Raw genomic sequence first — 16053 nt, 5'->3', positions numbered from 1 at the left:
AAAGGGGGTAGCGTCTTGACGATGCTAGTGTCGGTGTCTCCCGATCAAGAATGACCAACCCTCTACGTTTTGTGCCGATGTAAGAGCGCAATTTGGGCCTCGAGTACCCTTTTGAAGGACAGTTGATGCTCCAACACACGAGAACTCTGTATGGGCATAGCGCCTGGGACGCTCGAAAGAATCTTGGCCACAACGGGGGAGCTACGTTGGAGTAGATTCGCTGCTTGACCTTGGTTCAAGGCGGGCACACCACTGTGGTGGTCGGCCCCGTCCCGGTGTGCGCACTGATGCAACAGCGATACGATTTCAAAGGTGTGAAGATATGTGGAGACGGTCGTGTCTGGCGAGGCATGACCAAGAATTCTCGCAATCGCAAAGAGAATCGGATCAAAAAGGTCGCCGCCACAATATTGACGATCGTCGCTTCCGTCAAAAAGTGTTCGGACGCGGGCTATCCGCTCTGAAGCAAATCCACGGTGCGTGAATTGAAAAGGCAGCTCCGTCGCAGCTTGACAATGACGAGAGAGCCACCATGCCAATAGGAGACAGGAGCCAGCCGTGTGCCGAAAATCATGCAAGCTTGACTCAGGATGGATTTGCTTAATGTAGGAGGCCATGCGCGTCCCAAGTGCATTGACACTGAGGCCGCCTTCTGCCACGCGCAAGAATGGGCGGCTTAAATCTCCATTGGCCTCCCGCAACCGACATGCCCAATGATTCAGAAATCGCTGAAGGTCATGGGAGGGTAGTAACAAGCTTAATGGAAGGGTTCGTATTCCAGCGGATGACTTGGACTTCGGAATAGAAAGAAAGAGCAAGTTCTGACTCATGAATACGTCCTGAAGCGCGATGTTATGGATTTCGTGGAGACGCAATCCAAGAAAACCCGCCAAGCCCGCGGTCTGTATTAAGTCCATTGCGATATCGACGTCAGCCTGTGTCGAAATCAATGCAATCACCCGATCGATGTCAGCATAGTGCAGCATGGGATAGGGAAGATGGTCCTGAGGAATATACATACGAGGGTCATGGCAGTTCAGAAGGGCCACGCCACGCGGATGTAGAAATTGAATAAATTGAGACCATTTATTTCGATATGTTGCGCGTGTGCTGGGCACCCGGATCGTACGGAGACAGCCTGCCACAAAATTCACGACGGCATCAGAATCAGAGAGGGACAATAGATTCGTGGCATGGGAATGGATGATGAGGTGTTCCATGAAATTAGACCAATAGCTGGCCACAGTCGACGCCTTCAATCCACGATGCCTCTTGGGGGAGGGCTCCAGCATGTGCGCCAAATACTCCAGTGCAAGCTTGCAGTTTGATTCTAAAAATAGTTCCTTATGAGACATAGACGCCGAAGCTAGGGTTAATCTTTCGCTCTGGCGTCGAATTTGGCGAGCTAATAGGATTCGTGCCGGGCGATCGTTAAGGTATCGAAGATTTTTGGTCCAAGATCGGACAGCGCTGACGGTGTCATCGAGATGAGCCGGAATTTGGAAAGGTGGGGAAGCATCATCCAATCCAATATCGCTAGTTGGGGCCTGTGTCGGCAGCTGTGAAGGGATAGAACCGCAGGCGTCAGTCATCCCCACGGGATCCTCAGTCGCCGAGCTAGGAAGAACAAAGCGATTGAAACTCTCCTCTGTCATGGGCCGGTAGGACACCAGGCCAAGCAGAGGCGTAAGCAAGAAGGGCGGTAAGGATCGTAAAGCTTCGATACGAGAGGCATAGATGATGTGACGAGCCGATGCCGTGATCGCCATGATGTCTTCCTGCTCAGCTAATAGAACAGCTTCAATAGCTCTGCATGGACCCACTGCTGAAATAACGTCGGGTGCTCCCGATAGCGCACCGGAAAGAGATACGGGTCTTGACAAGATCGCCCGTCACTGAAGCCACATTTCTGGTTATATAGTAGATACCGGTTCAGGATAAGACGCGTTAGCACGCCAAGTTGCACGCGTCCTCGGCTACTGACCTCCGCGTTCTCTTCATACTTTCTCCGTCCTGTTCGTCGGCCTTTAGAAGGGCCACGGACGATAAGCAGACCTTGTGTAACATGGAGATCCTTACGTCTCGTCCAGGCCACTACTCGTCCATGAAGATCGGCCAGCATCCCCACATCCAAAAGCAGAGCAAACATGGCGGCACAGGCATAGTTATCCTCCAACTCTCGAAAGCGTCTACTGTCCGCTGACAACAACGAGGAGGGAAACTTTTCAGTAATCACTGTTCGAAACCAGTGCAAACGCACATCATCAATCCGGCTCCAATACACTGTATGTGAAGGTGTTAAATCTACGACGACCCGTCGAGGGGTTCTGAGCCCCACGACCGGCCAGCGTGCATCCAGCAACCGGGCCTCCGTAAGAACTATCAGGACGTCTTTTAGGCACCGAGCGGGAATTGTGGTGGACGATGATCCAATCTTTTTCTTAACAAGAGCGTCAACCTCCAGATCAGATAAGGGATAAGGAGTGCTGACCAGTGACGTGTTTATGGTGAGAGCGGAGAGACGCTCGCACAGATCGCCCAGCGTTTGTTCACAATCGTTGGAATGCTTCAGCTGTGTTCCGACCCACTGCGGAAGCCAACGTCGGACACACGTTTCAACTTCAGTGAGATACGCTGCACGTGACATGATTCTCTCTCTGTAGCATCGGGTGTTCATTGGAGGCCAAGCACGGAAGGTTGTAACGTCGCCGCTTTAAATCCCAGTTTCCGTAACATAGGCTCGACGTGTTCAATGAAATGTTGCTCGGCTTCATGAATGCGGGCTGCGGAGAATACGCCGAGAGGCTCCTCCCCTTCGTGAACATGGCCAATGAACAGATCAATCATGCGCCACGCCCATCTAGCCTCAAATAGGCTGGTTCGGAGATAGTGGCGTCCAGCATTAACCGGCACCAAAAACAACGTCAACAGATCGTCGATGGAAGCAAGTACATCTGTGAGCCTTGCGGGGGAAAGATGTATTGGGTGTCCGTCCTCCGTAAGAAGATAAAAATATGGCTGACCCTCGCGCTCTAACCACTTGTTAATGAAGATAAAGCGTCGGCGAAGATATGTCTCCATCATGTCACCTGCCGCTGCACAGGCAACTAGGCCTTGACAGGCGAGCGGGGGCAAGGGAATCTGGCGTGGTTCCATATTAAAACGCTTGTTGTGCTTATCTCTAATAAGAACACGACTGTTTTGGCCAAGCCGCACAGTGGCGGCATTGACTGGTGGGATGCGCCGCGGTCGAAGACCGGTTGCAAAGCTGAAAAGGAGGTAATTATGTACCATCAGCAAATTAAACAGGAGAGTCACCAGAACCAAACGTTGATCGGCTGCGGCGCGATCTGTCAGTTTCGTGATCGCCTCTTTTATTCCACGATTAAATTCCTGAATATGAGCGTCAGTCATAACACAACGAGTTCCCGTGCCCTGATAGCCATTGGGAACAATAGATTCACATTTGCCACCCTCGGTAACAGAACCTTGTAGGAACGCCGCCACTTCAGCTGATGCGGCACCATGCTGGTCAATTTCAGCGAGTATTAGGCGGGTAAATTGAACATCAATTGAGGCAGCGTCGCTCCAAAGACGATCCTGGGAAACATAGGTATAGGCCATCTGAGCGCGGTACTGCCTCGGCACGTCCGCCGTCACGTAGCAAGCGCAAATGGGATCTAATCCGAATTGGGTCGTCGCGTGTACAAGGAAACTGCGGGCCACGGCCTCAGAGGTGACACAGACCTTATTAAACGGACCGCATGAGGCCAGGACGCGATCGAGTCCTGCAATCGACCCTTTGCCCAGGCTTCCGTCTGAGCCGACTAAGAACAAGTGCTGTCGAAGTGAAGAAGGAATGTGCTCAGGGAGCGGCCGATGCGTCAGATAACAGCGCATGAGACCGGAGGCCAATTGTCCAAGGGGTAAATAGGCAACAGGCGAGGCAGATCGACACTGGTTCACGAATTCCGGCGCACTGCCGTTCGTATAACCAAGAACGTCTCCATCGACTTGGTAGGCCAACGCTCGGTGTTTCGCGTCATATACCAATGATATTGGCGCGAGGGAATCGGACTTCAGCCCCTCATCGGATAGCCGAATAGTCGCGGATTCCACTCGATAAGGCCGCATGCCGTGAAAGAGCACAAGAGCAAAGCTTGCTAATGCGGCCGCTGTGGTCAAACACGGCTCACGCAGGTACGATTTGACAATAAAAACGAGTGCACCGGCCAATGCAGAAATCGACAGAATGTCACCAGTCCAAAAGCATACAAGGCGCCCTCGTTGGGCCTGTGCGGCCAAATGAGACTGATAGATACGCTTTTGCAGTGAAGTGGTCGGAATATCGGCGGAGCGAGACAACTCCAGACGACTCTTCGCCTCCTCGTGCAATGATTCTCCATTTTCTAAGAGCTCCCGATACCCAGCGGCCGTTAGTTCGACGCTACTGTTGACCTCACGCACCCGGACGGCAACCGACCCGCGTCGCATGTCAGTATCACGCCATTCTATCAGCTGCCTTGACACGTCATTGGGCTGGGGGCGCAGACGGCACACTTCCTTGGAAATCATGCGGGGCAAACTAAGAACATACCTGGAAACGCGGGAACCCCAGCGGCGTGGAGAACTATATTCAAAAGCGGCAAGCGCCAGATTGTAGTTATTCTCCACTGTTTTCTGTGCCTCTAGAAGCTTGCCGCTCTGATGACGACTGTCATCGAGCGCACGCTCACGGCGCAGTGCTCGATAGAATGCGGTCCAGAGCACCTTAGGGTCCGTGTCGCACCCGGATATTTGGAATGGAATCGGGCAATACGTCAAGAAACGGCGCAATGCTATAGCCGTATCGTACTCAATGCTTTGGCGAAAGGGGCTTCGGTGTGGACGCCCTTGCTCAATTGCTGCCAATTCCTTTGTCATCACACGGGTGAGAGCCAAGTATGTGGAAACCCCATATGCCTGAAAGGGCTCTTGTCCCAATGCATTCAGATCCTCCGACAGGTGCATGTACAAAAAGTAAAGCGGATAATCCTTCTCCGATACATCAGTGCTCGGAGCAGAATTCTTACCGACAACTTCCGTGAGCATCTCATGGGTGACCATTAAACGCTTGTGGATGTCGCCTGCTAGGTGTATCGACAAACAAAGACCGCGAAGGAGAGACGTGCGCAAATCTGTCCATCGACACCATCCCCACAGGTCAGGGGGCGGAAGCAGCGCATATATTAAAAACTGAGCCGCCTCTGCATAAAACTCAAAATCTGAATTTGATTTGTAAAGACGGCAGCTCTTCAGCCCTTGTAGCACTTCAGCTACACGGGGATGGCGACCCAAGGGGAACCCCGGAATGGCAGGGATCAGCTGCCCGCACTTCTCATGGAGCAAGTTAAGTTCAGGATTCTTAAACAGGGCATGTGACGACCGGGCGAATGTTCTCATATCGTTTCCTTATGCTTCATGCAGATAGCTGCAGCCTTCAGAAGAATTGATAATCGTTCAATCGGTGGTGAACTCAGATTGTTCTCCGTAGACGGTTCTGGCAGCCTGATAAGTGCTTCGATGGACATGCAAGGACTCGAGGACCTGCGCCAGCGTGACATTAGGGAAGCAAAGCGAGAACAGCGAGCCAGCCGGCCAACCTACATTGCCGCTCTCCTGTTCGCGCATGCGCGGGCCCCGACCGGCAAGCTCGGTGCGACAATGTTCGACTTTCTCAAGAAAGGAGCCGAAGCCATTCTCTCGCACAATTGCGACCCCCTCTGGAGGCCAGGGCGACTCCCCTCTTAATCGAAGCAATACTTGAATGCGCCAATCATGCGAATACGCAGCTGGCACAAGCATCGTGGGAGAAAGGCACTCCCGTATGACTTCTTTGCAGGTGCTTATAAGCGCATCTTCAATGGGGCCGGCGTGCGAAATGTATTCTACGACTACGTTGACCCCGAGCCGACAACACCACTGCAGTGCCATCGGATTGGTAAGAAGCACGTGGCGTTTCTTATGCAGTTTGAGCACGCGACACGTCCTTGCGAGAGTGTTACTAAGGAGGTCCTCACGCGTAAACAGTGCTGGAAGTGGCTGCCGTCGATTCAACACGTCGAACCTCGGCAAAATATGTCGGTGTTTTTTTCGTTTCCCATTGATTCCCCGCCTTTGTCGGCAATTTTCCGTCAGCGTAAAAAGGGGATGAGGTAGGGTGCGCTCAATCAAATCTTCACTCGGCATCTCAAGTGGTTCACTTACTGTGGTGGTCCGTTGCCGTTTCATGTGAACTCTCTCCTTTTCATCATTCACGACTTCAAATGACCCTCCATCCGGGCGCTTTATGATTTGCCGATCTAGACCCGTATAAGCATTAATACTTGTTATCATTCAGCCCTGTGGTGTTTTACTTCAAGCAATTCCGCGACATCGATGCAGGTAGAACGTAGAAGATCCTGGTGGCCACTTCCCAAAAGGAGGCCATCCGAGATTCTTTGCAAAACCTGACCTACAATCACTTGCTCGCTATTCGTCAATGTGGAGTTCTTGCCGAGATGAGTGACATATTTTCGTAGAGCCGTCAGAGGTGATACTTCTACGGCATCATGGGAGACAGATGACGGGGCACCTTCTAGGCTTTGAAGCTGCTTACGGATGGACTTTGACGAGTGATAGAAATTAAATAATCCGGGGCATTCAATCTCTTTCTTTAAAATTGCTACAAGCAAATCATGCGTATTTAGCTTTGGATTCTGCTTGCTTGCCTCAGCTAGCCATCGATCAACGCAGCGCTTAGCGTCGCACCAGTCACTCTTGCTCACGTTTGCGACAGACCAAATCTTCGCCGGGAACAGCCGATTGCTCTTCCCAGAGGACCGCTCGCGCTCAAGGAGGAGAATTGCCAAGACCACTCGCTGACTCGGTGGTAGTTTCGCGTGAATTGAGTTCAAAAGTACATTGTTTACTGTCGCCGCCTCGAATTTCTGTTCGTCGGTTAATTTAGTGAGAACGCGGATGGGAACTTTTTCGATCGCAAGTAGCTGCGCGGCCTTGGTGCGCTTTCGCCCATCCAATACGAGGTAGTGGCCGTCCCGTTTCGTATCGGGCACGGTGTCTATGATTTTTGTGTCCTGGAAACCTATTTGCTCGATACTACGAGTAAGCATTTCAAGATCATTAGCGGTCAGGGGAAACAGCAGGTCGTTTAGTTCGTCAATTACTAATAGACTTGGGCTCACCCACAGAATGGCGTTGTCCTGTGCCGCTTCGCGCTTCACTTGTTTCATGTCGTTCCTCCCTAACATTTGAGTAAGTGGAATGTGGTTCTGCTGATGACACTACGCTACGCTGGGGGGAGACAGTACTAGGCAATTCTAGCTATATGCTGTACAGTTAATGGCAGATGATCACGGCAGGGCACCGTTGAGGACAGTAAGTTGGCGTTAAGATCTAGACCGAATACGACAAACGATATAACTCTCCACCCAGCCCACATCATAGTGCACCGGAGTTGCCACAAGCATGGCCTGCACCACGTCGGCATCCGTAATATCATCTTCAAGACGAAGAAGACGTATCAGTGGTTTCACGCAGACCCCTCCTTGCTCTGTTCTTGTTTTTCGACGTGCCCATCTTCTGGAAATCTTAACCATATCGACATGCTTACAGCGCGTGATGACGGCACGCAATGTCACCACTCCTCTAACATTCATATGGGCGCCGAAGCAGGAAAAGCATGGAACGCAAACGGAGGTATCGACAATCGTACCGATTACAGAGCATTTGTTAGTAACACAGATACATACCCGATCGAGCGAAGCGCGATAGGGTTCACTCGCAAAACTTCAGAGTCGCTAGCCCCGAACGAGACGTCATTACCAATAACGCCAGAGCTCACACGCACGTTAGCGCAAAGGCGCTACCGCTCGTAACGCGCTCATTCGCATAGTTTAAATATGGCGAGAGACAGGGCACGTTGAACTGGCTGTCAGCGGTCATTCAATAATCCCCAGATGTGGTCATTGAATTTTCCTCACGCTCTTATCAGAAGGAGGGTGAGATGGGACTTGACGATGCCGAAGATTCGACGATCATGCGTCCTTAGGTGAACCGACTTGGGGAGGCGCGCATGGTGAATCAGGAGCGGTGGGCGGCGATTCGACGGTTGTTTAACGAGGAGCGGGTGTCCATTTCAGAGATTGGGCGGCGGTTCGACCCGGATCGGAAGACCGTGCGCAGCCATTTGCGACAAACGACCTGGCGGCCTTACCACCGGCGGTGATGACCGACACGCTGCTGAGGGCCCATGCCGACTTCTCGCGTGATCGCGCCCCGCGAGGTGAATGACTCGGCGCAGATTCTGTACCAGGAACTACGGGCCCGCCGCGGCTACACCGGCAGTTACGAGACGGTGAAGCGGGGTGTGGCGCCGCTGCGCGAGGTGCAGATGCAAGCGGAGCGCGCGCCTGCGGTTTGAGACGCCGCCGGGGCAGCAAAGTCAGATTGATTGGGGGGCAAGCCAGGATCCCGTTTCGCGGTGGCCCCTCCGTCGTGCACGTCTTCGTGCTCACGTTGGGGTTCAGCCGCCGCGGGTTCTATCACGCCTGCGCGGATGAGCTTCTCGCGCAGTTCCTCGAGACGCACGAACGCGCCTTTGCGCACTTCGGCGGCCACACCCGGGAGCATCTCTATAACCGCCCATGCACCGTATGCTATGCGGATGAGACCGGACGGCGCATCTGGAATCCCACGTTCAAACCGTATGCCGACTAGTGGGGCTTGGAGCCGCGTGTGTGCCGGCCCTATTGGGCGCAGACCAAGGGCAAGGGTGAATCGGGCGCCAAGTATGTGAAGCGGAACTGTCTGCCCGGGCGGACGTTTGTCGATCTCGTGGACTTTCAAACCCCACTCGATGAGTGGAATGCGACGATCGCCGACTGTCGCCTGCACGGCACGACGCACGAGCTGCCGATCGCGCGATTTGCGCGCGAACGCGGGCAGCTGGTGCTGCTGGCCGGGCCAACGCAGCTTTCACCAGGAGGCGCGCGTCTCGCGCATCGTGGCCGAGGACTATCTCGTGAGCGTGGACACGAACCGCTACTCGGTGCCCTGTCGCCTCATCGGCCAGCGGGTAGAAGTCCAGCGGCGGGGCGACACGGTGCACATCTTCCACCGCGATCGGGAGGTCGCGACGCACCCGGTGTTGTCCGGCACCTAAGTTCCGCATCCTGCCCGGCCACGGCCCCGGCGACATCGCACGGACGAGCCCCCAGCGCCGCTCGACTCTGACCGGGTCGGCGCCCACCTCGGGCTCGATGCCGGACGTCGAGGTCCGCGGTCTCGCGCTCTACGGCACCTCGGCCGCCCATGAGGTGGCACGCATGAACCCCGCCCAGCTCGAGCGACTCCGAGACCAGTTGACGCGCTTGCGACTCCTGAAGAGCCGCGAGCGGCTCGAAGCCCTCCACCAGGACGCAGCCACCCACGAGCGCTCGTACGCCGACTTCCTCGACCAGGTGCTCGGCGAAGAAGTCGCCGACAAGGCCGCCAAGACCATGCGCACCAGTCTCGCCCGATTCCCGTTCGTGAAGAGTCTGGAGGCCTTCGACTTCGCCTACCAGCCGTCGCTGGATAAAAAGCAGGTTCAGCAGTTGGCCTCTTGTCACTTCATCGGGCACGGCGAGAATCTCGTGATCCTGGGTCCTCCCCGGGTGGGCAAAAGCCATTGTGATAATTGGTCGTCTATGGCCCACGAGCGGAAACGATGCCAGGCTGCATCCCATCGGAACGAGATAACCCCAAGACTCATTGGCGCGTTTCGCAAAAGACGTTGCCTTTGCTTTGGATATGTCTCTCATCCGAAGGGGTGCCGGCCCTGACGACTGTTCGTTTGGCCTGATTAGAAGCCTGCCCGTCGCCTGTGCGGCGTGACTCCCCACAGTCCTGCCATGCCGTGTTCGCTCTCTAGGCCGGCACCACGACCATCATACGCTGGAGGGACACACCATGCTCAGTATCCACGAGAGTGTCGATTTTGTGATCGGTGTCGGTACGCACAAGCTCTCCCACACCACCTCGGTCGTCGCCATGAACGGTGCCGAACTCGCCACGGCGACCATTGCTGTCGATGCCTTCGGCTATCGCCGCATGCTGGCATTTGCCAAGAAGCATGCGCCCGGGCGCAGGCTTTGCGCGATCGAGGGCACAGGCAGTTTCGGCGCGGGCTTGACGACCTACCTCCTAGAACAGTCGGACCGGGTCGCCAAAATCGATCGCCCCGCCCGCCCGGCACGGCGCAACGGTGCCAAGAGCGACGAACTCGATGCGACACGGGCGGCACGCGAAGCTCTCGGCCGCGAGCATTTGGCTCAGCCCCGTCGCCGGGGCGATCGAGAGGCGATCCGCGTGCTGCTCCGAACACGCCAAGGTGCTATCCATGCGGGCAGTCGCGCACTCTGCCATCTGAAGTCGCTCGTGGTCACGGCGCCCGAGTTGTTGCGCTATTCGCTCCACAAGATGGCGACCGACGAGCTCGTCGCACGCTGCGCACGGTTGCGTACGACGGCTCAGCAGAGCACCGAGCACCGGGCGACGATCATGGCGATTCGGCTCACCGCGCGGCGCGTGCTAATGCTCGAAGCCGAAGCCAACGAGCACGAGACGCAAATCGAACTTCTGGTAAAGGACGCCGCCCCGGCGCTCCTAGCCGAGCCTGGCATCGGGGCGCTCACGGCTGACAAGATTATTTGCGCCTGGTCGCATCCGGGGCGGCTACGCTCAGAAGCCGCCTTCGCGAAGATGGCCGGAGCGGCGCCGCTCCCCGCCTCGTCGGGGCAGGTCACACGCCATCGCCTCAACCGCTGCGGCGATCGGCTGCTCAATTGCGCGCTTCACACAATCGTCCTTAGCCGCCCGTCTCACCACGAGGAAACTCGGCGCTACGCTGTCTGGCGTCAGAGTGAGGGACGTTCGAATCGCGAGATTCGCCGATGCCTCAAACGCTTTCTGGCTCGGCGGCTGTTTCCCATCCTTGAGAGAACTGCCGTCACGCCGGTCGTAGCGACCCCGACTTGACAGACATAGAAGCATCAAAAGAATCTCATTCAATCGCTTCCCCGTTCATGTGCTGCTTGTCACACAACGAGATATTTCGCCATCTCCTGAAGATAAGTTTCTGAAAGCTCTATCAATGGCCGCTTTACAGACTTCTTTCTCTATTGCCGCCGCCACTTTAATCCTGTGCATCAAATCGCGAGGAATATTACGAAATCCAACCATCCACCGTTCTACTGCTCGTTCTTCCGTGGAAGCCCGAATTCTTTCGTAATGCGCACGGTGACCGCCCCATAGGACTTTGTACCATCTAACACACGCCTGTCTCGTCGTCTCCCGTTTGGCTTATACGGCTGACACTCGCACGCGTCGTGGTGGCCAGCGCAGGAAGCGAGACTAAGGTGTCATTGATCTGAGCTGAAAGAGTCAACAACTCGGCACAGTGGTAGTAGCTTTCGAGGGTACAGGGGTACCTTTGCCAGGTCCATTTATGGTCTCAGAGAGACCATTTATGACAATACACCGCTAAATAAAACGCGCCATCCGATACCGTGGTATTCAAAGTAGACAGGCATAGGGAAATCGCTTCGCAGAGCAGTGGTTCGGGAGGCGTCGTGCTATGTGACTGATTTATTTGGTGAGCCGGCTGGGACTCGAACCCAGGGCCCTCGCCTTAAAAGGGCGATGCTCTACCGACTGAGCTACCGGCTCACCGTAACGGGATGCTGGCACCGATGGGATCACCTTGTCAATCTCTTGACGGGTCACATCAGATACGTCAGCGTTTGCGGGCAGTGGTCGTCTTCCGTCGCGCCGGCGCGAGCGGATTGTGGACGATAATGGTCTCCTGGCGTTTGGATCCCGTGGAAATCATGTCGATGCGGCACTCGGCTAATTCCTCAATCCGCTTAAGATAGAGCTTGGCTTCGCGGGGCAACTTCGCATACGACGTGGCCCCTGTCGTGGACGTGGTCCACCCGCGCATCACTTCGTATACCGGTTCACAACCCATTAAGACATCCAGATCCGCCGGCATTTCGCGGTACAATTTCCCATCATGACGATACCCGGTACAGAGTTTTAATTCTTTGCAGCCGTCCAGGACGTCAAGCTTGGTGACTGCCAGTGAGGTGAGCCCGTTCACACGCGTGGCATACCGCACAACGACGCCGTCGAACCACCCGCAGCGCCGGGCGCGGCCCGTCGTGGCGCCGAACTCTTTACCGCGCTCTTGTAATCCTCCGCCAACCGCATCGGTCAATTCAGTGGGAAAGGGACCACTTCCGACTCTGGTCGTATACGCTTTGGCGATACCCAAGACGCCATTGATGACGGTCGGCCCTACGCCGGTGCCTGTGCAGGCTCCACCGGCCGTGGAACTCGAGGACGTGACATACGGATAGGTCCCAAGATCAACATCCAGATGCGTCCCCTGCGCGCCTTCAAAAATGATGTTCTGTCCCCGCTTAATCGCCTTGCTGAGTAAGACAGACGTATCGGCAATGTGGTCCTTCAAGCGATCAGCATAGGTCATATACTGTTGAAAGACTTTCTCCAATTCAATTTTGTCGACCCGATACAGCCGCTCAAGAAACCAGTTGATCTCCACGAGATTCTCTTGCAGTTTCTGCCGGAAGAGAGACGGGTTGAGCAAATCGCTGACGCGAATGCCAATACGCGACATCTTATCCGCGTAGGAAGGACCGATGCCTCGGCCGGTCGTGCCAATCCGTCGTGAGCCTTTGGACTGCTCATTCGCCTTCTCGATGGCCTTGTGATAGGGAAGAATCAGGTGCGCGCGTCCACTGACCGCGAAATTACTCCCAATTCGAATTCCTTTTCCCTGCAGGTGATCGAGTTCTTCGATGAGGGCAGCGGGATCGATCACGACACCATTTCCGATTAAGCACAAAGTGCCGCGATACAGAATGCCGGATGGGATCAGATGGAAGATAAATGTGCCGCGATCATTGATAACCGTATGACCTGCATTTGATCCACCCTGATAGCGCACCACGACATCGGCTTCACGGGCGAGGATATCGACAATCTTCCCCTTGCCCTCATCCCCCCACTGCGTCCCGATGATCACGAGGTTAGGCATGTGCCGTACGAGCCTTTCGCGGAATACACATACAAAAAAATAGCCCTGACCACGATGGCCAGAGCCGCGCCGACCTCATACTAGTGACGCGGCACGGACTTTGTCAAGATAAGTGATCCCTGCATTGTCTATATACGACGAAGTGAGATGAAAAACAGGACGAATGCATCGACGTTGACTCATCATGAGGTGCAATGGTAGCATCCAGGTCGTTTGTCGATTGACGATTGACGATTGCTGCCGATCATCGGATATTCAGAACGAATTCAAGTGGGGCTGTGGCGCAGTTGGGAGCGCGCGTGAATGGCATTCACGAGGTCGCCGGTTCAATCCCGGCCAGCTCCACCAATTTTTATCAGGGCTTGAGCCCGGCCATGCTTAAATGTGAAGTGTAAGTTTCGAGTGTCACGCTCACCCTCCTGCCCATTCAGCATTCAACATTGAACCTATAACAGTAGCGGCGGGTCGTACACCCCGCAAACACTATGCTCCAAATTGAAGGCGTCAGTAAACAATTTGCCTCGCGTATTCTTTTTAGGGATGCGTCCGCGCATTTGCGCCCGGGCACGCGAACGGGACTCGTGGGACCAAATGGCGTGGGGAAGACCACGTTAATTCGGATGATCCTTGGGGAGGAATCGCCCGATAAAGGGATCATTCGAAAGCGTCCCCGTCTCCGGGTCGGCTATCTCCCTCAAGAATTGGAAACCCTCTCCGGCAAAACGATTCTGGATGCAGCACATCGGAATCAATACCCGGAACATGAGGCGAAGCGTATTCTATCCGGGCTGGGGTTCGGTGACCAGGATTTTGGTCGTCCCGTCGAGACGCTTTCCGGCGGCTACCGCATGCGAGTCGCCTTGGCCCATCTGCTTCTCTCCGACCCCGACGTGCTGATGTTGGACGAGCCGACAAACCATCTGGACAAGCCGACGCAAGCCTGGTTCGAGCAGTTCCTTCTGCAGTCGCCGATGACCATTCTAGTGATTAGTCACGACACCGTGTTTCTCGATCGCATCGTGACGCATATTTGGGACATTCGGGAGCATGGCATTCAAGAATACCGAGGGAATTACTCGAAGTTTCTGGAACTGCGGGCGGAGCGGGACGCGCATCAAGAAGCGGCCGCCAAGCGGCAAGGAAAAGAAATCGCGCGCGTGCAGAAGTTTGTCGATCGCTTCCGTTATCAGGCCAATAAGGCGAGCCAGGTCCAATCTCGCCTCAAGCAGCTCGACAAGGTCAAACGGATTGAGTTATCTCGAGATGTCAAGCGTGTTCGTTTTAAATTTCCTGTCCCTCCGGCGAGTGGTCGGCACGTCTTCGAGTTGCGGGATATCGCGAAAAGCTACGGATCGACAGTGGTTTATGACAGCCTGGACTTCTCAGTTGAACGTGGCCAACGGATTGCGCTGGTGGGGGAGAACGGAGCCGGGAAAAGCACACTGTTGAAAATGTTGGCAGGCGTGCTGGCCTTCGAAAAAGGAACCCGAACCGTCGGCCATGGGGTCACCATCCATTACTTCGCGCAGCATCAAGCTGATACGCTGAATTCGGAACATACGATTCTGGAATCGCTGAGCGAAGTGTCTAACCAAGCTGAAGTGAATTTCCTTCGCGGCATCGCAGGAGCGTTTCTCTTTTCCGGCCCGGACCAGAAAAAGCCCATCAAAGCGTTAAGTGGAGGCGAGCGAAATCGGGTCGCATTGGCACGCATGTTAATTGAACCTGCCAACACGCTGCTGTTGGACGAGCCGACGAATCACCTTGATCCAGCCTCGGTCGATGTGTTGACCGACGCCATGACGGATTTTCCAGGCACGATTGTCTTCATCTCGCACGACCCGACGTTTCTGAATCGTGTCGCCACACGTGTCGTCGAAATTGACAACGGGCAAGCCCGCAATTACGCCGGCGATTACGAGTATTATCTCTGGAAGCGCGCCCAGGAATTGGAATCGATTAAAGGGAATCAGGAGGATCTGGCGCCCACGCAGAAGCACGCCACGCACTCGGACATGAACGGCAGATCGTCATCGGGAACGCCGTCCCGATCTGCCGCGGCCGATCGTCGCGAAATGTCCAAAGCTCAGGCTCGCTTAGAAAAGCAGATTGCCCGGGCTGAATCTGAGATTGTAGAACTGGAATCCCGCCTCAAGGTGCGAGATCAGGAATTGGCCGACCCTGTCGTTTATGAAAAGCAAGACCAATGGCACGCCCTACATCTTGAACAGGGGCGATGGAAAGGCGAACTGGAACGCCTGACAGCCCGGTGGAGTTCTCTGTCGGAAGAGCTGGAATCCGTCAAGCAGAAGTTGCAAGCGGTCACGCAATAGTTAAGGTATCAGCACTCCACTATCGCCTTCGGATGTTTGATTCTGATTGAATACCTTGAGGCCGATGGCTGGGATGAGTGCTTCAAGACCGTAGATCAGCTGGTACGTTCAGTATTTTTTGGAGCCGCGAACGAAGTGAGATGCCTTTTCGACGGCTGCTATGCGGTTTCTTTCAAGGTTTCATTGAGATACGAATACAGCCAGCGATTGCGGTCCTTCGTAATCATCTGGTCCCAGACCACCCCGATGAGAAACCCCTTTTCCCACGGTTTGACCCAGGCCACCGTCCCGGTCAATTTTTCTTGCTGTTCGTCGCCTTCCTGATCAAGAAACGCAATCGATACGGACACGGTGTCGTTCACCTGAAGTTGCTCTCTCGCATGGAATCCGGCCCCAAGCCGATTGGCATTATCGAGCACGGCGCTTAAGGCGCGTCCAGAGCGGCTGGAGGCTGTAATCAAGGCAGGCCCCACGAGCGTCACACGGCGTTGACGTCGACGATCATCGGCCTTAGTAGTTTGCCCCATACAATTCAGAGTATCTCTCTTTACACGATTTGTCTAGAGGGTATTCTTGGAC

15 protein-coding genes and 2 tRNA genes are annotated in these 16053 nt (G+C 54.8%); 9 read left to right on the top strand and 8 right to left on the bottom strand.

Features of this window, described 5'->3' with window-relative positions; translation table 11 throughout:
• Nucleotides 1-62: 62 nt before the first annotated feature.
• From ACWHYZ_RS04620 to ACWHYZ_RS04610, 3 genes are all read right to left on the bottom strand, one after another.
• A complete protein-coding gene (locus ACWHYZ_RS04620; protein ID WP_447986115.1) occupies nucleotides 63-1292 on the bottom strand; it encodes a hypothetical protein in 1230 nt (409 codons plus the stop codon).
• 494 nt (nucleotides 1293-1786) lie between these two features.
• On the bottom strand, nucleotides 1787-2647 hold the full coding sequence (locus tag ACWHYZ_RS04615; RefSeq protein WP_447986114.1) for a hypothetical protein: 861 nt from the start codon (nucleotides 2645-2647) through the stop codon (nucleotides 1787-1789).
• A 26-nt stretch (nucleotides 2648-2673) separates the two neighbouring features.
• Nucleotides 2674-5442, bottom strand: a complete 2769-nt coding sequence (locus ACWHYZ_RS04610; protein ID WP_447986113.1) for a hypothetical protein — start codon at nucleotides 5440-5442, stop codon at nucleotides 2674-2676.
• Between the two features lie 120 nt (nucleotides 5443-5562).
• On the opposite strand from ACWHYZ_RS04610, the gene ACWHYZ_RS04605 reads away from it, so the two are divergent.
• On the top strand, nucleotides 5563-5790 hold the full coding sequence (locus ACWHYZ_RS04605; protein WP_447986112.1) for a hypothetical protein: 228 nt from the start codon (nucleotides 5563-5565) through the stop codon (nucleotides 5788-5790).
• A 581-nt stretch (nucleotides 5791-6371) separates the two neighbouring features.
• On the opposite strand, the gene ACWHYZ_RS04600 is transcribed toward ACWHYZ_RS04605, so the two are convergent.
• Together ACWHYZ_RS04600 and ACWHYZ_RS04595 are read right to left on the bottom strand one after the other, a co-directional pair.
• Entirely contained in the window at nucleotides 6372-7271 is a 900-nt protein-coding gene (locus ACWHYZ_RS04600; protein WP_447986111.1) for a ParB/RepB/Spo0J family partition protein, read from the bottom strand.
• A 156-nt stretch (nucleotides 7272-7427) separates the two neighbouring features.
• Entirely contained in the window at nucleotides 7428-7574 is a 147-nt protein-coding gene (locus ACWHYZ_RS04595) for a hypothetical protein (RefSeq protein ID WP_447986110.1), read from the bottom strand.
• 539 nt (nucleotides 7575-8113) lie between these two features.
• Here ACWHYZ_RS04595 and ACWHYZ_RS04590 point away from each other — a divergent pair.
• The 6 genes from ACWHYZ_RS04590 (at nucleotide 8114) to ACWHYZ_RS04565 (ending at nucleotide 11058) form a co-directional block, all read left to right on the top strand.
• Nucleotides 8114-8266: a hypothetical protein gene (locus ACWHYZ_RS04590; protein ID WP_447986109.1), complete on the top strand. Its 153-nt coding sequence runs from the start codon at nucleotides 8114-8116 to the stop codon at nucleotides 8264-8266.
• Between the two features lie 24 nt (nucleotides 8267-8290).
• Nucleotides 8291-8461: a hypothetical protein gene (locus ACWHYZ_RS04585; RefSeq protein WP_447986108.1), complete on the top strand. Its 171-nt coding sequence runs from the start codon at nucleotides 8291-8293 to the stop codon at nucleotides 8459-8461.
• On the top strand, nucleotides 8458-8757 hold the full coding sequence (locus ACWHYZ_RS04580; protein WP_447986107.1) for a hypothetical protein: 300 nt from the start codon (nucleotides 8458-8460) through the stop codon (nucleotides 8755-8757). Before ACWHYZ_RS04585 ends, ACWHYZ_RS04580 begins: the two co-directional genes overlap by 4 nt.
• Before the next feature lie 18 nt (nucleotides 8758-8775).
• A complete protein-coding gene (locus ACWHYZ_RS04575) occupies nucleotides 8776-9273 on the top strand; it encodes a hypothetical protein (protein ID WP_447986106.1) in 498 nt (165 codons plus the stop codon).
• A 26-nt stretch (nucleotides 9274-9299) separates the two neighbouring features.
• The gene (locus tag ACWHYZ_RS04570; RefSeq protein WP_447986105.1) at nucleotides 9300-9863 is read left to right on the top strand and encodes an ATP-binding protein; all 564 of its coding nucleotides are present in this window, start codon (nucleotides 9300-9302) and stop codon (nucleotides 9861-9863) included.
• Nucleotides 9864-9990: 127 nt separating this feature from the next.
• Nucleotides 9991-11058 carry a transposase gene (locus ACWHYZ_RS04565; RefSeq protein WP_447986104.1) on the top strand — a complete coding sequence of 356 codons (1068 nt, stop codon included), beginning with the start codon at nucleotides 9991-9993 and terminating at the stop codon, nucleotides 11056-11058.
• 614 nt (nucleotides 11059-11672) lie between these two features.
• On the opposite strand, the gene ACWHYZ_RS04560 is transcribed toward ACWHYZ_RS04565, so the two are convergent.
• Nucleotides 11673-11748 (bottom strand) — tRNA-Lys (locus ACWHYZ_RS04560).
• Nucleotides 11749-11815: 67 nt separating this feature from the next.
• Nucleotides 11816-13141, bottom strand: a complete 1326-nt coding sequence (locus tag ACWHYZ_RS04555; RefSeq protein WP_447986103.1) for an adenylosuccinate synthase — start codon at nucleotides 13139-13141, stop codon at nucleotides 11816-11818.
• A 272-nt stretch (nucleotides 13142-13413) separates the two neighbouring features.
• Here ACWHYZ_RS04555 and ACWHYZ_RS04550 point away from each other — a divergent pair.
• Nucleotides 13414-13489: transfer RNA gene (locus ACWHYZ_RS04550), tRNA-Ala, on the top strand.
• A gap of 137 nt (nucleotides 13490-13626) precedes the next feature.
• A complete protein-coding gene (locus tag ACWHYZ_RS04545) occupies nucleotides 13627-15474 on the top strand; it encodes an ABC-F family ATP-binding cassette domain-containing protein (RefSeq protein WP_447986102.1) in 1848 nt (615 codons plus the stop codon).
• A 158-nt stretch (nucleotides 15475-15632) separates the two neighbouring features.
• Here the strand turns inward: ACWHYZ_RS04545 and ACWHYZ_RS04540 are convergent, their stop codons facing one another.
• Nucleotides 15633-16001 (bottom strand): PilZ domain-containing protein, encoded by a 369-nt coding sequence (locus tag ACWHYZ_RS04540; RefSeq protein ID WP_447986101.1) that lies wholly within the window; start codon nucleotides 15999-16001, stop codon nucleotides 15633-15635.
• Nucleotides 16002-16053: the final 52 nt, after the last annotated feature.

The sequence above is a fragment of the Nitrospira sp. Nam74 genome (assembly GCF_965152615.1).
This window is presented reverse-complemented; position numbering and strand designations above follow the sequence as displayed.